Origin of the sequence: Flavobacterium sp. N1994, assembly GCF_025947145.1 — a bacterium.
Lineage (GTDB): Bacteria > Bacteroidota > Bacteroidia > Flavobacteriales > Flavobacteriaceae > Flavobacterium.
Genome location: NZ_CP109999.1, coordinates 1,032,064 through 1,049,204, shown reverse-complemented (window position 1 = coordinate 1,049,204; position 17,141 = coordinate 1,032,064). Strand labels below are relative to the sequence as shown.

At 31.7% G+C, this 17,141-nt stretch carries 16 protein-coding genes; 11 read left to right on the top strand and 5 right to left on the bottom strand.

The annotated features are described in order from the left end of the window. Nucleotides 1-44: 44 nt before the first annotated feature. Genes OLM53_RS04800 through OLM53_RS04790 form a run of 3 tightly spaced genes read left to right on the top strand, consistent with a single transcriptional unit; the run spans nt 45 to nt 3,658 of the window. Nucleotides 45-854 (top strand): glycosyltransferase family 2 protein, encoded by an 810-nt coding sequence (locus OLM53_RS04800; protein WP_264521910.1) that lies wholly within the window; start codon nt 45-47, stop codon nt 852-854. Nucleotides 855-898: 44 nt separating this feature from the next. Beyond that, on the top strand, nt 899-2,854 hold the full coding sequence (locus OLM53_RS04795; protein ID WP_264521909.1) for an LTA synthase family protein: 1,956 nt from the start codon (nt 899-901) through the stop codon (nt 2,852-2,854). A gap of 45 nt (nt 2,855-2,899) precedes the next feature. Beyond that, nucleotides 2,900-3,658, top strand: coding sequence for a glycosyltransferase family 2 protein (locus tag OLM53_RS04790; protein WP_264521908.1), 759 nt, complete (start codon nt 2,900-2,902; stop codon nt 3,656-3,658). Here the strand turns inward: OLM53_RS04790 and OLM53_RS04785 are convergent. From OLM53_RS04785 to OLM53_RS04775, 3 genes are all read right to left on the bottom strand, one after another. After that, the gene (locus OLM53_RS04785; protein ID WP_264521907.1) at nt 3,640-4,752 is read right to left on the bottom strand and encodes a glycosyltransferase family 4 protein; all 1,113 of its coding nucleotides are present in this window, start codon (nt 4,750-4,752) and stop codon (nt 3,640-3,642) included. The two genes, OLM53_RS04790 and OLM53_RS04785, sit on opposite strands and share 19 nt — an antisense overlap. Nucleotides 4,753-4,784: 32 nt before the next feature. Continuing rightward, nucleotides 4,785-5,639: a class I SAM-dependent methyltransferase gene (locus OLM53_RS04780; RefSeq protein WP_264521906.1), complete on the bottom strand. Its 855-nt coding sequence runs from the start codon at nt 5,637-5,639 to the stop codon at nt 4,785-4,787. 90 nt (nt 5,640-5,729) lie between these two features. Beyond that, nucleotides 5,730-6,545 carry a 2,3,4,5-tetrahydropyridine-2,6-dicarboxylate N-succinyltransferase gene (locus OLM53_RS04775; protein ID WP_264521905.1) on the bottom strand — a complete coding sequence of 272 codons (816 nt, stop codon included), beginning with the start codon at nt 6,543-6,545 and terminating at the stop codon, nt 5,730-5,732. 143 nt (nt 6,546-6,688) lie between these two features. On the opposite strand from OLM53_RS04775, the gene OLM53_RS04770 reads away from it, so the two are divergent. From OLM53_RS04770 to mazG, 7 genes are all read left to right on the top strand, one after another. After that, a complete protein-coding gene (locus OLM53_RS04770; protein WP_264521904.1) occupies nt 6,689-7,573 on the top strand; it encodes a copper resistance protein NlpE N-terminal domain-containing protein in 885 nt (294 codons plus the stop codon). Nucleotides 7,574-7,675: 102 nt separating this feature from the next. Next, entirely contained in the window at nt 7,676-8,263 is a 588-nt protein-coding gene (locus tag OLM53_RS04765; RefSeq protein WP_264521903.1) for an META domain-containing protein, read from the top strand. A 98-nt stretch (nt 8,264-8,361) separates the two neighbouring features. Next, the gene (gene ruvX / locus OLM53_RS04760) at nt 8,362-8,778 is read left to right on the top strand and encodes a Holliday junction resolvase RuvX (RefSeq protein WP_264521902.1); all 417 of its coding nucleotides are present in this window, start codon (nt 8,362-8,364) and stop codon (nt 8,776-8,778) included. A gap of 6 nt (nt 8,779-8,784) precedes the next feature. Continuing rightward, nucleotides 8,785-10,263, top strand: a complete 1,479-nt coding sequence (locus OLM53_RS04755; protein ID WP_264521901.1) for a malate:quinone oxidoreductase — start codon at nt 8,785-8,787, stop codon at nt 10,261-10,263. Between the two features lie 75 nt (nt 10,264-10,338). After that, nucleotides 10,339-10,926, top strand: coding sequence for a peptide deformylase (gene def, locus OLM53_RS04750; protein WP_264521900.1), 588 nt, complete (start codon nt 10,339-10,341; stop codon nt 10,924-10,926). A gap of 111 nt (nt 10,927-11,037) precedes the next feature. Further along, complete coding sequence (locus OLM53_RS04745; protein WP_264521899.1) at nt 11,038-11,517, top strand: DUF5606 domain-containing protein; 480 nt, start codon at nt 11,038-11,040, stop codon at nt 11,515-11,517. An 81-nt stretch (nt 11,518-11,598) separates the two neighbouring features. Further along, entirely contained in the window at nt 11,599-12,372 is a 774-nt protein-coding gene (gene mazG / locus OLM53_RS04740) for a nucleoside triphosphate pyrophosphohydrolase (protein WP_264521898.1), read from the top strand. A 37-nt stretch (nt 12,373-12,409) separates the two neighbouring features. Here mazG and OLM53_RS04735 read toward each other — a convergent pair whose 3' ends face one another. Further along, on the bottom strand, nt 12,410-14,224 hold the full coding sequence (locus OLM53_RS04735) for a hypothetical protein (RefSeq protein WP_264521897.1): 1,815 nt from the start codon (nt 14,222-14,224) through the stop codon (nt 12,410-12,412). 125 nt (nt 14,225-14,349) lie between these two features. Here OLM53_RS04735 and OLM53_RS04730 point away from each other — a divergent pair, with 125 nt between their 5' ends. After that, nucleotides 14,350-15,798 carry an APC family permease gene (locus tag OLM53_RS04730; RefSeq protein ID WP_264521896.1) on the top strand — a complete coding sequence of 483 codons (1,449 nt, stop codon included), beginning with the start codon at nt 14,350-14,352 and terminating at the stop codon, nt 15,796-15,798. Nucleotides 15,799-15,864: 66 nt separating this feature from the next. Here OLM53_RS04730 and OLM53_RS04725 read toward each other — a convergent pair whose 3' ends face one another. Beyond that, nucleotides 15,865-17,118, bottom strand: a complete 1,254-nt coding sequence (locus tag OLM53_RS04725) for a peptidylprolyl isomerase (protein WP_413614262.1) — start codon at nt 17,116-17,118, stop codon at nt 15,865-15,867. Between the last annotated feature and the right edge of the window lie 23 nt (nt 17,119-17,141).

Below are 17,141 nucleotides of genomic sequence, written 5' to 3'. Positions count from 1 at the left end.
AGTAGTATTAAAAAATATAGTATTTTCACTTTTCAATAATTTTGATGAAAGCTTCCATAATAATGACCACATACAATTCAGAAGATTGGTTAAGAAAAGTCTTGACTGGATTTAGTGTTCAAACAGAAATGGATTTTGAAGTTATTGTTGCTGATGATGGTTCTACTATCGAAACTAAAAAGGTTGTTGAGAGTTTTGCATCCAAATTTAAGTATCCTATAATTCATGTTTGGCAGGAAGATGATGGTTTTCAAAAGACTAAAATTTTAAATAAAGCCATACTAAAAAGCACTTCCGAATATCTTATTTTTACTGATGGCGATTGTATTCCGAGAAAAGATTTTGTTCAAAATCATCTAAAAAATAAAGAAAAGGGTTATTTTTTATCGGGAGGCTATTTTAAATTACCAATGTCCATTTCAAAGTTAATTTCTGAAAATGATATCATTAGCCAAGATTGTTTTAAGATTTTATGGTTGAAAAAGAACGGATTAAAAATCAATTTTAAATTAACAAAACTCACTCATAACAGCTATTTTTCGGCTTTTATGAATTGGGTCACTCCTACAAAACGTTCTTGGAATGGACATAATTCATCGGGTTTCAAATCAGATATTCTTGCTATAAATGGTTTTAATGAATTATTACATTATGGCGGAGAAGATAGAGAAATGGGAGAACGATTATTTAATAACGGATTACTATCAAAACAAATTAGATACATTGCCATTTGTCTGCATTTAGACCATTCAAGAAGTTATGTAGATCCCGAAGGGATAAAGCAAAATTTAGCCATCAGAAAGTTTAATAAAAAAAATAAAATAACTAAAATTGAAACCGGAATTAAGAACTAATAAAATGTTCATTATATTCGAACGCCATTAAGTTATAATAAAACATGAAAGATTATATTAGAATCAATGAATACAAGGTTTTAGCATACAGGTTACTTTTATTGTATTTGCTTAATACCATTACCCGTATTTTATTTGTTTTGCATAACTCTAACTCCTTGCATATTGATAAATCGGGAATTCAAGATTTATTTTTATTGTTTTTTTATGGTTTAAAGTTTGATACGGTTTCGATCATCTACTTGAATATTCTTTTTATCTTATTTTCTTTAATTCCATTAAAGTTCTTAAGCCATAAAAAATACCAGAGAGTTTTATCGTATTTCTATTTTATTCCTAACACTATTGGATTAATATTTAATTGTGTTGATATAGTTTACTACAAATTTACTCTGGCAAGAAGTACGTCTCATATTTTTGAAAGCATTGAAAATGAACCAAATAAAATAAAATTACTATCCACTTTTTTGGTGAATTATTGGTATGTATATGTTTATTTCTTTGTCTTACTTATCCTTTGGATTTTTTTGTTTAAAAAAGTAAAGCCTAAAAAAAACCACTATGTTACCAATGCAAAGTTTTATTTCTTTTCTATAGTTATTACCTTGACAATTTTCTTGGTTGCCTTTTTTGGTATTCGAGGCTCTTTAGATGTTACCAATCGACCTATTAATATCATAGATGCAAACAATTATGTAAACGATAGAGCACAATCCGACATTGTCTTAAATACTAGTTTTTGTGTGATAAGAACACTTGATGATCAAAGTTTTAATAAAAAAAATTATGTTTCCCAACATGCAATTGAGACTACTATCCAACCCATAAAAAATTATGCCGAGGTTGGAAAGCCATTCAAAAAAATGAATGTAGTTGTTTTTATTTTGGAAAGTTTTGGGCGTGAATATTTAGGGTCATTCAACAAAGACAAACACATAAAGAATTATGTCAGTTACACTCCTTTTTTAGATTCATTAGCAACGAAAAGTTATATTTTTACTAATGCCTATTCTAATGGAGTCAAGTCAATACATGCCATGCCTTCTGTTTTAGCTGGTATTCCCTCTTTTGAAGAGGCTTTTACTACTTCACCTTATATAAATACTAAAATTGAATCGGTTGTTTCCGTTCTGAATAAAGAAGGATACGACACTTCGTTTTTTCATGGAGCACCCAATGGTTCTATGAGTTTCCTAGGATTATGTGGTATTTTAGGTTTTCAACACTATTATGGTCTGAATGAATACAATAATAATGATGATTTTGACGGGGTATGGGGAATTTGGGACCATAAATTTTTCCAATACATGGATGCCACTTTGTCTAAAAAGAACAAGCCATTTTTTGCTACTGTCTTTTCAGTTTCTTCTCATGATCCATTTCAAGTTCCTAAAGAATTTAAAAATCAATTTAAAGAAGGTGATGTTCCGCTTCATAAATGTATTCGATACACCGATTATTCATTAAAAAAATTCTTTGAAAAAGCATCAAAAGAGAAATGGTTTTCCAATACCATCTTTGTAATTACCGCCGATCATTGCAATCAAATTTATTACGATGAATACTTTAAAACGTTAAATAAATCCGCTGTTCCCATCCTTATTTACATGCCTGGGAACCCAGAATTTAATGGAATTAATAAAGATTGGGCTCAACAAATAGATATTTATCCTACTATATTGGATTTGTTAGATTATGACAAGCCTTTCAGAAGTTGGGGTAGAAGTTTGTTCAATACAAATGAGGTAAAACCTTTCGTGGTTAATTATATAAATAACCAATATCAATTTATGTATGGTGATTATATATGTACATTTAGTGGTGATAAAGTAACTGGGTATTATTACAAAACAGATTCGAATTACACTAGAAACTTAATCAAAGAAAACAGAAAAGAATTCAAATACATTGAAGTCTTCTGTAAATCATTTATTCAGAATTATTACAACTCAATAATTGATAGACATTTGGATAATGTTCAAGCAAGTAATTTAAACTAATAGATTACCTTAAATAAAGTTCAAGATCTAATAAAACAATCTATAATGAATCATAAAATTTCGGTTTTTATTATTACTTACAATGAGGAAAAGATCATTGAACAATGTCTAAAAAAATTGCTTTGGGCAGATGAAATCATTGTTGTTGACTCAAAAAGCACAGATAAAACCGTGGCCATTTGTGAAAAATATGGCGCTAAGGTTTATTTAAAAGATTTTGAAAATTACGGTATACAAAAACAGTTTGCTTTAAACAAAACTACTAATAATTGGGTTTTATCTCTTGATGCTGATGAAATACTATCGGAGGAACTGTGTAATGAAATTCAATCACTAGATTTAAACGGAAACAATTTTTCAGGATATTTAATTCCTAGAACTCATGTTTTTTTAAATAAAATTTTTCGTTATGGGTCTGAAAACAAGAAACCTATTCTTCGTTTTTTTGATAAAACTAAAGGCTCTTTTATTGAGAATAAAGTTCATGAAACTATAGTGGTTGAAGGAAAATTAGGTAAATTAAATAGCGAAATGCTTCATTACACTGTATTCGATTTTGGTAATGCAGTTCAAAAACAAACAAAATATTCTCTTTTAGGAGGTGAGTTTTTATTTGAGAAAAATAAAAAAGTTTCTGTTTTCAAAGTAGCTGTAAAATTTCCTTTTGAATTTATTCGAGTGTATTTTTTTCAAAGAAATTTTATGAATGGTTATGAAGGTTTTATTTGGAGCATGTTGGCTTCTTACAGCAGTTTCATCAAATATGCCAAACTTTTTGATTTACATTATAACAAACCCTTGTAACAATTGATTAATTGTTCAGCAATTATTGGATCATTAAATTTTTGCACAAATTGATATCCTTTTTCAGCTACTTCATTTCTCAATGTTTCATTACTTAACAACGAAATAATTTGTTTTTTTAATTCTTCAGCATTGTCTGGATTAATGTAAATAGAATCAGGACCACCAGCTTCTGGGAAAACGCCTGATTTGGTTGTTATAACTGGAGTTTTCGAATATAAAGCCTCAATAATTGGAATTCCAAACCCCTCAAAAATAGAGGGGTAAACAAAAATAGTGGCTAATTGATATATGATGGCAAGCTCTTTGTTATCTAGTTTACTCAAATGGTAAACTCTTTTTTCCATTTTATGGTCAATAATATATTGATGAATCTCATTGTAGTAGGACGTTTTTTTACCAATAATAACAAGAGGAATATCAATATCTTTTATCGACTTTGCAATAGTGAACAAATTTTTTCGTTCTTCAATTGTACCAACATTTAGAATAAACTTTTCTGGTAAGTTATGTTTTTCAACTACTGCTTTTTTTTCCTCTAGAGTGTATTCTTTTTTAAATACATCTTGGCATCCTTGATAAATGACTTTAATTTTCGCTGGATTAATTTTTAAAAAATCAACAATGTCTTTCTTAGTTTGTTCACTTATGGCAATAACTAAATCAGCTTTTTTTGCTGCGTATCTGAATTTCCAAAAATATATTTTTCTATCAAAAAAACCATATAGATTAGGATAACGAATGAAAATCAAGTCATGTATTGTAACTATCTTTTTAGTTTTATTATTTAAACCAATCGGCAATTCTCCTGACAAACCATGATAAATTTCTATACTATGATTTTTAATGTCATTTGAAATAAAATACAAACGCCAAAGCGAACTCAGTTTTCTGAATAAAATATTTGAAGGAAGTACTTCGATTACTTTTGAAGAGTAATTTTGTAAAGAAAACTTACTTGATTGTTTCGGATTAAAGAGCAAATAATCATTTTCAGAATAAGCATCAGATAATAGCTTAACCAAACTTCTGCTATAGTTTCCTAAACCAGTTTTGTTATGAAAAAATCTTTTGGCATCAAATCCGATTCTCATTTAAATGGAAATATCAAGAATTTATTAAATAGTTACATTATTTTATCAAAGGATTTCATAGTCGATTTAAAATTAAAATCTATTTCATTTAATTGTTTTTCTTTTTCAAAAACTATAAAAGTGTGCTTGGTCAAAAGATTTTTAACACTCAAATTTATTTTTAATTGTTCACGATATACTTCCTTTTTGATAGCTGTAGGGACTTCCTTTTTTTTCTTTAAATTTTTGAAGTATCTAAGGTATGAGCTTATAAAAATAAAAGGATAAACTATTGGAAACAATACTAGGGAACCTTTGCTCAATCTTAAATATTGTATTTCTTTAACTTTAAAGCCAGATAATTTTCCGAGCATTCTTAATTTTTGAAGTCCAACAAGAAAAATGTGACCATAATAAATTTCGGTTGTAGCTTCTTTATCTGACATCCAAATATCATCAATTTCGTTAGGAGGCATCAACTTAGTAGTTTCACTTTCAAAAAGCATATAACTAAATTTTGAAGCCAAATTGGATTGCGAAGGAGTGGTAATTATTAATTCACCATTTTTCTTAATCACTCTATTAAATTCTTTAAATACTTTTAACTGATCACTAAAATGTTCGATCCCTTCTTGACAAATTAAGAAATCAGAAAAATTATCCTCAACTGGGATTTTATCAATAATATCAGCTCTTTTACATTCAACTCCTTCTAGCATAAAATATTCAGGAAATAAATCAAACGCTATTGGTTTTGCTCCATTCATCAATAAAATTTCTGTAGTTACTCCATTTCCAGCTGGCAAATCAATGACAATTTTATTTTTAAACCGTTCAATGTGATGGTCTAAATATTTTTTGACATAATACTTTGGGCTTTTGGGGTTAAATACATAATTGTCTATCATAAGTATTTTTTTAAAAATTATAAATGGTTGTAAAGCTAATCAATTTATTTTATTTCAAGTAAGCACTGCTAAGTGTCACTATATATTATTTTATACTGCTACATCATATTCTCTCAAAGCATTGTTGAGGGATGTTTTTAAATCGGTTGAAGGTTTTCGCGTACCAATAATTAAAGCGCAAGGTACTTGATATTCACCCGCTGCAAAAGATTTAGTATAGCTACCAGGAATTACAACAGAACGTGCAGGAACATACCCTTTGTATTCAATTGGTTCACTTCCTGTAACATCAATAATTTTTGTAGAGGCCGTCAAACAAACATTGGCACCAAGAACCGCTTCTTTTTCAACACGAACTCCTTCCACCACAATGCATCGGGAACCTATAAAAGCCCCATCTTCTATAATTACTGGAGCTGCTTGTAAAGGTTCTAAAACACCACCGATACCAACTCCACCAGAAAGATGAACATCTTTACCAATTTGAGCACAGCTTCCAACAGTAGCCCAAGTGTCAACCATAGTTCCTTCATCAACATAAGCCCCAATATTAACATAGCTTGGCATCAAAATCACACCTTTAGCAATATAGGCTCCATATCTTGCAGTGGCTGGCGGAACAACTCGAATTCCTTTTTCGGCATACCCTGTTTTTAGTAACATTTTATCGTGGTATTCAAAAATTCCTGCTTCCCAAGTCTCCATTTTTTGAATGGGAAAATACATTACTACCGCTTTTTTTACCCATTCGTTTACTTGCCAACTATTGGCTGTTGGTTCTGCAACACGTAAAGTACCTGCGTCAAGCAATGCTATGACTTCACGGATGGTTTTTAAAGTAGTTTCGTCTTTCAATAATTCTCGGTTTTCCCAAGCTTTTTCTATTATGGATTGTAAGTGATTCATGTTTTTTTAATTTTCTTGCCTATCCTCGATAAAAGGTATCGAGTGCTCAAAGATAAGTTTTTTAGCCTATTGTTAAAAATGCATTTTATTTAACTTTATTTTACGATATGATTTGATAATTTTGAGCAACTTATAGTACTTCCATGAAAAAAACTATTCTACTAGTAGCACTCGTTTTTATAGTAAGCTGCCAAAAACAGAGCAATTCAAATAATAATGGTAAAGATTCAAAGAGTATATCTTCCCTAAATGCTAAATATCCATTGAACTATGTTGGAACTTATAAAGGAATTCTTCCTTGCGCTGATTGTGATGGGCTGGAAACAGTAATTGCAATAAATGAAAATTCGACTTATTCTGTAGCAACAAAATATTTAGGTAAAGGAGCTAAAGTCTACATTCAAAAAGGAAATTTTGCTTGGAATAAAAAAAAGACAATAATCATCCTAACCGATGTAAAAAATGCACCCAATCAATACTTAGTTGGAAAAAATACTTTAACCCAGCTAGATTTATCGGGTCAAAAGATTTCAGGGAGTTTAACTGATGAGTATATTTTATCAAAACAACCTACTGATACTTCTTCTATAGAAACTGTTGAAGAAAATAATGAAGCGACCGTTGATTTAAATAGTAGGATGGCCACAACAACAGTGATTCAAAAGGTGAATCCAGCCGTTGGGAAATATACTTTAGCAGAGACCAAATGGAAATTAATTTCGCTCAATAAAACGAAAGTTACTCAAGAAGGAAAGAAAGTTTATTTCCTAAAATTAAATTCAAAAGACGCCAGATTTAGCGCTTATGCAGGCTGTAATTCTATCGCCGGAAATTATATTATGCCCTCATCAGACACATTAGATTTTTCAGAAGTTATTATGACAAGAATGGCTTGCCCTGATATGACATTAGAAGATAAATTCGGTGCGATGCTTGTTCAAGTAATTAAATTTAAATTAGAAGGCGAAACTCTTACTTTATTTGGTCAAGGAAAAAAAACCATTGCAAAATTTGTAGCTATTAAATAAAAGCTATTGAATTGTGTAATAAACAGCTAAAATTGTATAATTCTTTTAAATTTCATAAGGTTAATTTTGCATCATATAGTACAAATTACTATACCTAGATTTATGAGAAATATTTATTTTACGGTTGCTATTTTGTTTTTGGGTTTTACTAGTTGTAAAAATAATGAAGCAACTGAAGTTGAAAATACTAATGATTCTATCGCTGTGGAGCAAAATAGAGTAGAAGCCAAAGATACTGCGAGTTCTGATGTTACCTCAACAGAAAGCGATTCGTCGGATGTTAATTTGCCTAATAAAATGTCAACATCAACATCCACAAACACCACAGATCCTTCAAAAGGAAAATTTGCTTTAGCAGAAACAAAATGGAAGTTAGTTGAATTAAACGGAAAGGCAGTAGAAAGCCCTAATAAAAAAGAGTATTATATAAATTTTGATTCTAAGAGCGGAAAATTTGAAGCTTTTGCTGGTTGCAATACAATTAAGGGAACTTTTTTTATGAAAGCTGCTAATAAGCTAGGATTTTCTAAAATTGTTGGAACTAAAAAAGCATGTGATGCAATGGATTTTGAAAATGATTTTATTAAAACCATTCAAATGACAGACAATTACATGATTGAAGAAAAAGGAACAATGCTGCATTTTCATAATGGAAAAAAAGCAATCGCTAAGTTTAAAGCTATTAAATAGATAACATTTATTTAATTTATAATCCTTGCCTTTGGTGAGGATTTTTTTTATTCAAATCTTAATACACTTAAGTATCTTTGTTTAATAACCCAAAAAGAATGTCAAGAATTCTAGCTATAGATTATGGAATAAAACGAACAGGAATTGCTGTTACCGATGAATTGCAAATTATTGCATCGGGACTAACAACAGTGGCATCCGATACGGCTATATCATTTTTAAAAGATTATTTTTCTAAGGAAAATGTGGCTAAAGTTCTTATCGGTGAACCCAAACAAATGAATGGTACTGCTTCAGAAAGTACGCCTATCATTGAAAAATTCGTGAAAGAGTTTGTTACTAATTTTCCCGAAATACCTGTAGTTCGAGTTGACGAACGCTTTACTTCCAAAATGGCTTTTCAAACCATGATTGATAGCGGATTAAAAAAGAAACAAAGACAAAATAAAGGGTTGGTAGATGAAATTGCTGCTACAATTCTACTTCAAGATTATTTGACCCGAAAAATGATATAAAATTTTATGGAAAACCCTGATGTAATTCTAATTGGTGCCGGAATAATGAGCGCAACACTAGGTGTTTTCCTTAAAGAACTCCAGCCAGACATTAAAATTCACATTTACGAAAGATTAGACAAACCAGCACAAGAAAGCTCTGAGGCATGGAATAATGCAGGTACTGGACATTCTGCTTTTTGTGAATTGAACTACACTCCAGAAAATGAAAACGGAGCCATTGATTGTAAAAAAGCCATCAAAGTGGCAGAGCAATTCCAATTGTCAAGACAGTTTTGGAGTTATTTAGTTGCTAATGGTAAGCTGACAAATCCTGATAATTTTATTCATTCGGTGCCCCATTTGAGTTTTGTTTGGGGAGATAAAAATATTGATTTTCTTAAAAACAGGTATCAAACAATTATAAAAAATCCTCTTTTTTCAGCGATGCAATTCAGTTCTGATTTCAATCAATTAAAAGCTTGGATGCCTTTGGTTATGGAAGAAAGAAAGAGACAAGACAAATTTGTAGCGACCTATATGCCTTTGGGAACTGATGTGAATTTTGGAGTATTAACACAAAGCATGATTGATTATTTAGCGAAACAAGATGGCGTTTCTATTTATTACAATCATGAAGTTCGTAAAATAAAGCAAAAAGAAGACAAAACTTGGCGCTTAAAAATTAAGAATGCAACTACTCTTGAAACTATAAAATCAAAAGCTGCATTTGTATTTATCGGAGCGGGAGGAGGTTCTTTATTACTGCTTGAGAAAGCGGATATCAAAGAAGCAGAAGGTTTTGGTGGATTTCCAGTTTCCGGACAATGGTTGAAATGCAACAATGAAGCTATAATCCAAAAGCATCAAGTAAAAGTGTATGGAAAGGCAACAGTTGGTGCGCCGCCAATGTCAGTTCCGCATTTAGACACTCGAATCATCAACGGAAAGAAAGAATTACTTTTCGGTCCCTTTGCTGGATTTTCAACTAAATTTTTAAAGAACGGCTCTTATCTTGACTTAATAAAATCTATTGAACCGGATAATATAATTCCCATGCTTTCTGCAGGTTGGCATAATTTACCTTTGACCAAATATTTAGTGGAGCAAGTCATGCAATCTGATGAAGAAAGAATGGAAGCACTAAAAGAATATTTTCCTAATGCCCAGAAAGAAGATTGGGAATTACTCGAAGCTGGTCAACGGGTTCAAGTGATCAAAAAAGATGAAAACGAAGGTGGAATTTTAGAATTTGGTACAGAAGTGATTTCAACTTCTGATGGTACTTTAGCGTGTTTACTCGGCGCTTCTCCCGGCGCATCAACTGCTGTAGCTATTATGATAGATGTTTTGAACAAATGTTTTAGTAGTAAAATGCAGCGCTCTATTTGGCAAGAAAAAATGAAACAGATAATTCCTTCTTACGGACAATCTCTAAATGATAATCCGGAATTGTTGGCTTCAATTCAAGAAATGACAAGCAAAACCTTGAAATTACATTACTAATTTATTTTTTTGATTACTTTTGCATTCGATAAAAAGTAACGTATTCTATTGAATACTTAATCTGATACTACAAAAATGATTATTCCTATTTTCGGATATGGCGAACCGGTTTTAAGACAAGTGGGAGCAGAGATTTCTCCTGATTATCCTAATCTAAAAGAAGTTATTGCCAACATGTATGATACAATGTATAATGCCTATGGCGTTGGATTAGCTGCACCTCAAGTGGGTTTAGCCATTCGTTTATTTATAATAGATACCGAACCATTTAGTGATAGTGATGATTTGTCAAAAGAAGAACAAGCACAATTAAAAAACTTCAAACAAACCTTTATCAACGCTAAAATGTTGAAAGAAGAAGGAGAAGAATGGGGTTTTAATGAAGGTTGCTTAAGTATTCCAGATGTTCGGGAGGACGTTTATAGAAATGAAAGAATCACCATCGAATATTGCGATGAAAATTTCAATAAGAAAACAGAAGTCTTTGATGGTTTGATTGCTAGAGTAATTCAACACGAATATGATCATATCGAAGGGATTTTGTTTACTGACCATCTTACTATATTGAAGAAGACTTTGATAAAAAAGAAATTACAAAACATCATGGATGGTAAAGCATTCCCTGATTACCGAATGAAATTTGCCAATAAAAAAGGAAGATAGTTTATCAATCCCCAAAAAAAGAACATTATTAATTTTACCTTAAAATGAATTTTGCTTTTTGAACTTTGGGATTTTTATTATTTATATTTGCCCCATAAACTAAAATAAAAAATGAACGTAGAAAAAATATTAGCTATTGCTGGAAAACCAGGTTTATTCGAATTGAAAATACAAACCCGCTCTGGCTTTTTAGCAGAATCATTATTAGACGGAAAGAAAATCACTGTTGGATTAAGAAGCAATGTAAGTTTGCTTTCTGAAATCTCCATGTATACTTATAGCGCTGAAAAACCATTGGTTGAAATTATGCGCGCTATCGCTATTAAAGAAAATGAAGGACCAACTGCAGTTTCTCATAAAGATGATAATGCTAAGCTAATTGCTTATTTTAAAGAAATTCTTCCTGATTATGATGAAGATAGAGTGTATGCTTCGGATATAAAAAAATTGTTGAATTGGTACAATATTTTGCAATCAAAAGGATTAGTTTCAAAAGAAGAACCAATAATTGAGAACGCTGAAGCTGTTAAAGAACAAGTGGTAGAAGAGGTGAAAGCTAAAAAAGAGGCTAAACCCAAAACCAAAAAATAGTTAATTACTTTCTAATAAATATACATCCCATGGCTAATTTCTAGTGATGGGATTTTTTATTTTTACATAAATCCAAATTTTATGAACACCCGTCAACAACAACTAGAAGCTTTCAACAGATTGTTAGATATCATGGACGATTTACGTGAAAAATGTCCGTGGGATAAAAAGCAAACCCTAGAAAGTTTACGTCATCTTACTATCGAAGAAACTTATGAATTGGGCGATGCTATTTTAGATAATGATTTACAAGAAATCAAAAAGGAGTTGGGCGATTTGTTGTTGCACATAGTGTTTTATGCTAAAATTGGTAGCGAAACCAATGACTTTGATATCGCAGACGTAGCTAACAGTATTTGTGATAAATTAATCGATCGTCATCCTCATATTTATGGAGATGTTGTAGTGGCTGATGAAGAAGAAGTAAAGCAAAACTGGGAGAAACTAAAACTGAAAGAAGGCAAAAAATCGGTGCTAGAAGGAGTTCCTAAAAGTTTACCAGCCATAGTGAAAGCTAGCAGAATTCAAGACAAAGTAAAAGGAGTAGGTTTCGATTGGGAAGAACCCCATCAGGTTTGGGATAAAGTGCAAGAGGAATTACAAGAGTTGCAAGACGAAGTTCAAGCGGGTAATCAAGACAAAATTGAAGCCGAGTTTGGTGATGTATTATTCTCTATGATTAATTATGCCCGATTTTTGAAAGTCAATCCAGAAGACGCTTTAGAACGTACCAATAAAAAATTCATGAAGCGATTTATGTACCTAGAAAGTAAAGCTGGAGAACTCGGGAAACCCTTAATGGATATGACTTTAGCTGAGATGGATGTGTTCTGGAACGAAGCTAAAAAACTTTAAAAAAGCGACTTGAGTTAAATTTCAAGCCGCTTTTGATTTATGCCATTTCTAATTGTGGTATTTCGATGCTTAAAACAGCATTTTTATACTCATACAATTGGTTTTGAATTTTCTCAAAATCTGTTTTAAAGAATTTAGTTTCTTTAAATAAGGCAACATAATACTCAATGCCTTCTAGTAAATTATTTTTAAATGATTGTAGTTTTTTGATTTGTGCCGATGTAATTTCATTTGCCATATCACCAATTTCATTTTGCAAATAATCAACATACATTTTCAATTCATTGAGGAACAGATTAGGGCGATTGATATTGCCTAATACCGATTTGTTTCCATAAATATGTTGTACCATGTCTGATAATGAAACTACTTTATCAAAATAGGCCAAATTTGGTCCTGGACAAATCACAACGCCTTGTTCTTCGCCTTTTATTTTAATTCCGTTTTCCAAATAAGCCGCATTCACTAACCCTACACAAAGACAAGATTTGTCTGTGATTTTTGTTTTTCTCTTTTCAAATTCAACATCGGATAATATATCTTTTAAAGCATTCAATTCTTCGAGCTTAATATCCTGATATTTTCTTGAAGCGGTACAAGTTCCTTGTTCTGAAAATTCTTTACTCAATGCCAATAATTTCTTCGGACAGGAACTTCCCGATTTATCTTCGGCGATACGATCCACTTTTAATAGTTCATTTGTTGTACCACGTACGGTATTAAAAGGAACTCCTAAGGGAGATATTTGGCTGATATAAAAATCTTTTTCTTCTGATTTTGCCAATAAAGCTCTAGTCTCATCATCAACAGAAGTGGCTTCGGGAACCAATAAAAAAGGAGAGCCCCAACCCACAGAATCTACATTATAATAATCTAGAAGAAAATCATGTTCTTCCGCTGTGCCCACACCACCTTGAACGGTAATTTTTAATTCTAACGGTTTTTCAGGAGCGGGCATTTCTTTTTGAGCCAAAGCTTTAACCATTAAATCATGTGCGGATTGAATTAATTGCTCTTTCTTTTGCTTGAATTCTTCCATGATAGGCCCTAGTAAAAATCCGTCGGTTGCAAAGGCATGACCTCCGCAATTCAAACCCGATTCAATTCGGTATTCCGAAACCCAAAGTCCTTTTTTAGCTAAAAAATTCCCTTGAATCATAGCCGAACGGAAGTCACTTACTTTTAGAATAATTTTCTTTTTTAATTTGCCATTGAAATCAGGAAAGAAATCTTTAAAACTTTCAAAATAGCTGTATAATCTTGGATTCATTCCGGCAGAAAGAACAACGGATGAGGTTAATTTACTATTAGCAAATCCGCGTAATGAAGCATGAGCATCGTTAAAAGTGACTGGTAATTGTTCGTTTTTAATGAAGTTGTCTTTATCCACTTTAGTCATAATATTGACATCAATACTTCCTGGATGTAAATGTTTTTCAAGATAATTCTGTATGACTTCTTTGGCTGCAATTCCATCATTAATTAGATGTTGTAACCCTTTTTTAAGTTCTGATTTATTAGGAAGTAAGGCTATATAATTTTCTAACGCTTCTTTACTTTCGACTAATTCTTGTTTGAATGCTTCAAACTTCTGTTTTACAACATCGTCTACCATATTAAGATAGGTCGTGATTCTTTCGGCACGATAATCATGAATTTTAATAGAGATTCCTTCATAATTAAATTGAAATTTTTTGCTGTAAAAGAGATGCATTTTTTCGATAAGCTCATCATCTATTATTGACATTACGGAGGAAATTCCATAGTGTGCTACTCTAATCGGACTATCAATGGTGTAGGCCAATCCCATTACTGGAATATGAAAAGTATGAGCGGATTTATTATTATTCATAAGTAGGTACTAGTTTATTTAATTTACAAATATTAGAAACCATAAAGATTTAAAAACTGATAAATATCATACCAATGAAATTTTATAGTAAAAAAATGTATATTTGAGATTATAGAATTAAAAATATGTCAGAAGAAAAACACGAATTAAAGCGTTCCCTTGGCCTAATTGATGCCACAAGTTTAGTTGCCGGTTCCATGATAGGTTCCGGAATTTTTATTGTTACGGCTGCCATGGCAAGAGATGTAGGGTCGGCGGCTTGGATATTAGTTATTTGGTTAGTTACTGGTTTATTAACTATGTCAGCTGCCTTAAGTTATGGGGAATTAGCTGGAATGATGCCCAATGCTGGCGGACAATATGTTTACATTCAAAGAGCTTATGGAAAATTAATTTCATTTTTATATGGCTGGACCGTTTTTACCGTAATTCAAACAGGAACTATTGCAGCAGTAGCTGTAGCTTTTTCTAATTATACTGCTGTTTTTTTTCCAATGCTGGAAAATAAAATTCTAACGATAGGAACTAGTTTTTCATTTACCAACAAGCAGGTTTTGGCGATAATTATTATCATGCTTTTAACCTTCATTAATACAAAAGGAATCAAAAGTGGTAAAATAATTCAAGTTGTTTTCACTTCTGCTAAACTCATTGCTTTGTTTGCTCTAATAACATTGGGAATTTATATCGGTTTTCATAGCAACACTTTTGCTGAGAATTTTGCCACTATGTGGGAAGCCAAAAAAACAGTTTTAAATGAAAACGGAACATTAACCATAACCAAATTATCCGGAGTTGTATTAGTTGGTGCTATGGGAGCTACTATAATAAATTCTTTGTTTTCGAGTGATGCATGGAATAATGTGACTTTTATTGCTGGAGAAATTAAAGACCCCAAAAAGAATATTCCGAGAAGTTTGTTCTTAGGAACTTTGATTGTTACTATTATTTATATTCTAGCGAATATTGCTTATTTAGCCTTATTACCACTTTATGGAACACCTAGTGATGATGGAACTATAGCGCAACACGGAATTATGTTTGCCAGTCAAGATAGAGTAGGAGCTGCCGCAGCTAGTGCTATTATGGGTAACATAGGGGTTTTAGTTATGGCTGGATTAATTATGGTTTCCACCTTTGGGTGTAATATCGGACTGATTTTATCGGGAGGTAGATTGTTTTATGCGATGGCTAAAGATGGTCTGTTTTTTCAAAAAGCTGCCGAATTAAATGATTATGATGTTCCAGCAAAAGCCTTGTGGTTTCAATGTATTTGGGCTTCCTTTTTATGTCTAACAGGACGTTATGGAGATTTATTGACTTATGCCACCTTTGCTTCTTTGTTATTCTATATTCTAACTATTGGAGGTTTATTTATACTTAGAAAAAAAGAGCCTAATGCTGAGCGTCCCTATAAAGCATTTGGTTATCCGTTTGTGCCGATTTTATATATAATAGTCACGAGTTTAATTTGCGTTGATTTATTAATTTATGATACCCGAAATACTGGTATGGGCTTAGTGATTGTAGCCCTTGGAATACCTGTTTATTATCTTTTTATGAAGAAAAAATAATCGAATAATAAAAAAAGTCCCGATACTATTTTTAGAATCGGGACTTTTTTATTTTGCTTTATTACATTATTGCTTAGCTGCTGGAATTGGAGCATTTTCCAACATTTCAACTTCAAAAATGATGTTGGCATTTGGCGGAATAACATTTCCTGCTCCTCTTTCTCCATAAGCAAGTTTTGAAGGAATATATACTAAAACTTTATCTCCAAAATTCATTAGGTTTAACATTTCAATGAATCCAGGAATCAAACCATCTTTTTTACCATAAGGAAAAGGAAATGGTTGGTATCCATTTTGTTTTGCTCTGTTTTCATCAAATTTTCCATACTCTTTATTAATACTTTCAATACAACTATCAAATAAAGAACCATCTTCTAAATATCCTGCATAATTAATATAAACGTTTGCTCCATCAGCTGGTTTTTTACCCGTACCAGTTTGTAACATTTTATATTTTAAACCTGAAGCTGTTTCTGTGGCTGTAGCTTTTGTTTCTGTCAAATATTTTGCTTTAGCTGCTATTACAGGTCCATATGTTTTTAAGTATTCAGCTTTTTTCTGTGCTTCTAATTCAGCTTGTTTTTTTTGATTCTCTGCCGCTATAGCAGCCTCTTTAGCATCATCTCCAGCTTTGTTTGCCATATAATCAGAAAAAGTTTTGGCAGCGTCAAATTTTTTAGCTTCAGCGCCTTTTCTAATAATAGTAACTTTATTGATTACATCATTTTGTTTAGTTGTATTTACTATATCCATTCCTTTTACAACATAACCAAAAATAGTATGTTTACCATTTAACCATGTTGTTGGTGCTACAGTAATAAAAAATTGGGAACCATTTGTCTTTGGCCCCGAATTAGCCATCGCAAGAATTCCTGGTTTGTCAAATCCAGCATCTGTAAATTCATCTTTAAAGGCATAACCCGGACCACCAGAACCATTTCCTTGTGGGTCTCCACCTTGAATCATAAAATCTTGTTGGTCGCCATTGTATTTAGTAATTACTCTATGGAATTTTAAACCATTATAAAAAGGTTTTCCTTTAAGTTTTTCATCGGTTACAAAAGTATTTGTTCCTTCAGCTAGCGATATAAAATTAGCCACAGTAATAGGCGTTTTTTTGTACTCTAATTGAATGGTAATAGTTCCTTTTGTAGTTTGCATTTCAGCAAAAATTCCCTCATCAATTGAGGTTGTTGCGGGTTTTAAACCTACTTTTTTAGTTGTAGTTGGTTTTGTTGCTTTTGGTCCTGTTTTTTTGGCAGTTTGTGCAGTTGCACTTATCATACCAATACAAATCAAAAGAAGAATGTTAATTTTAATTTTCATGATTTATTAATTTATAC

Coding starts and splice junctions, on each gene's coding strand:
- ruvX (WP_264521902.1), top strand. CDS start 8,362: ATGTCAAGAATTCTAGCTATAGATTATGGAATAAAACGAACAGGAATT.
- OLM53_RS04780 (WP_264521906.1), bottom strand. CDS start 5,639: ATGATAGACAATTATGTATTTAACCCCAAAAGCCCAAAGTATTATGTC.
- OLM53_RS04785 (WP_264521907.1), bottom strand. CDS start 4,752: ATGAGAATCGGATTTGATGCCAAAAGATTTTTTCATAACAAAACTGGT.
- OLM53_RS04735 (WP_264521897.1), bottom strand. CDS start 14,224: ATGAATAATAATAAATCCGCTCATACTTTTCATATTCCAGTAATGGGA.
- OLM53_RS04755 (WP_264521901.1), top strand. CDS start 8,785: ATGGAAAACCCTGATGTAATTCTAATTGGTGCCGGAATAATGAGCGCA.
- OLM53_RS04775 (WP_264521905.1), bottom strand. CDS start 6,545: ATGAATCACTTACAATCCATAATAGAAAAAGCTTGGGAAAACCGAGAA.
- OLM53_RS04770 (WP_264521904.1), top strand. CDS start 6,689: ATGAAAAAAACTATTCTACTAGTAGCACTCGTTTTTATAGTAAGCTGC.
- OLM53_RS04745 (WP_264521899.1), top strand. CDS start 11,038: ATGAACGTAGAAAAAATATTAGCTATTGCTGGAAAACCAGGTTTATTC.
- OLM53_RS04790 (WP_264521908.1), top strand. CDS start 2,900: ATGAATCATAAAATTTCGGTTTTTATTATTACTTACAATGAGGAAAAG.
- OLM53_RS04795 (WP_264521909.1), top strand. CDS start 899: ATGAAAGATTATATTAGAATCAATGAATACAAGGTTTTAGCATACAGG.
- OLM53_RS04800 (WP_264521910.1), top strand. CDS start 45: ATGAAAGCTTCCATAATAATGACCACATACAATTCAGAAGATTGGTTA.
- OLM53_RS04765 (WP_264521903.1), top strand. CDS start 7,676: ATGAGAAATATTTATTTTACGGTTGCTATTTTGTTTTTGGGTTTTACT.
- def (WP_264521900.1), top strand. CDS start 10,339: ATGATTATTCCTATTTTCGGATATGGCGAACCGGTTTTAAGACAAGTG.
- mazG (WP_264521898.1), top strand. CDS start 11,599: ATGAACACCCGTCAACAACAACTAGAAGCTTTCAACAGATTGTTAGAT.
- OLM53_RS04730 (WP_264521896.1), top strand. CDS start 14,350: ATGTCAGAAGAAAAACACGAATTAAAGCGTTCCCTTGGCCTAATTGAT.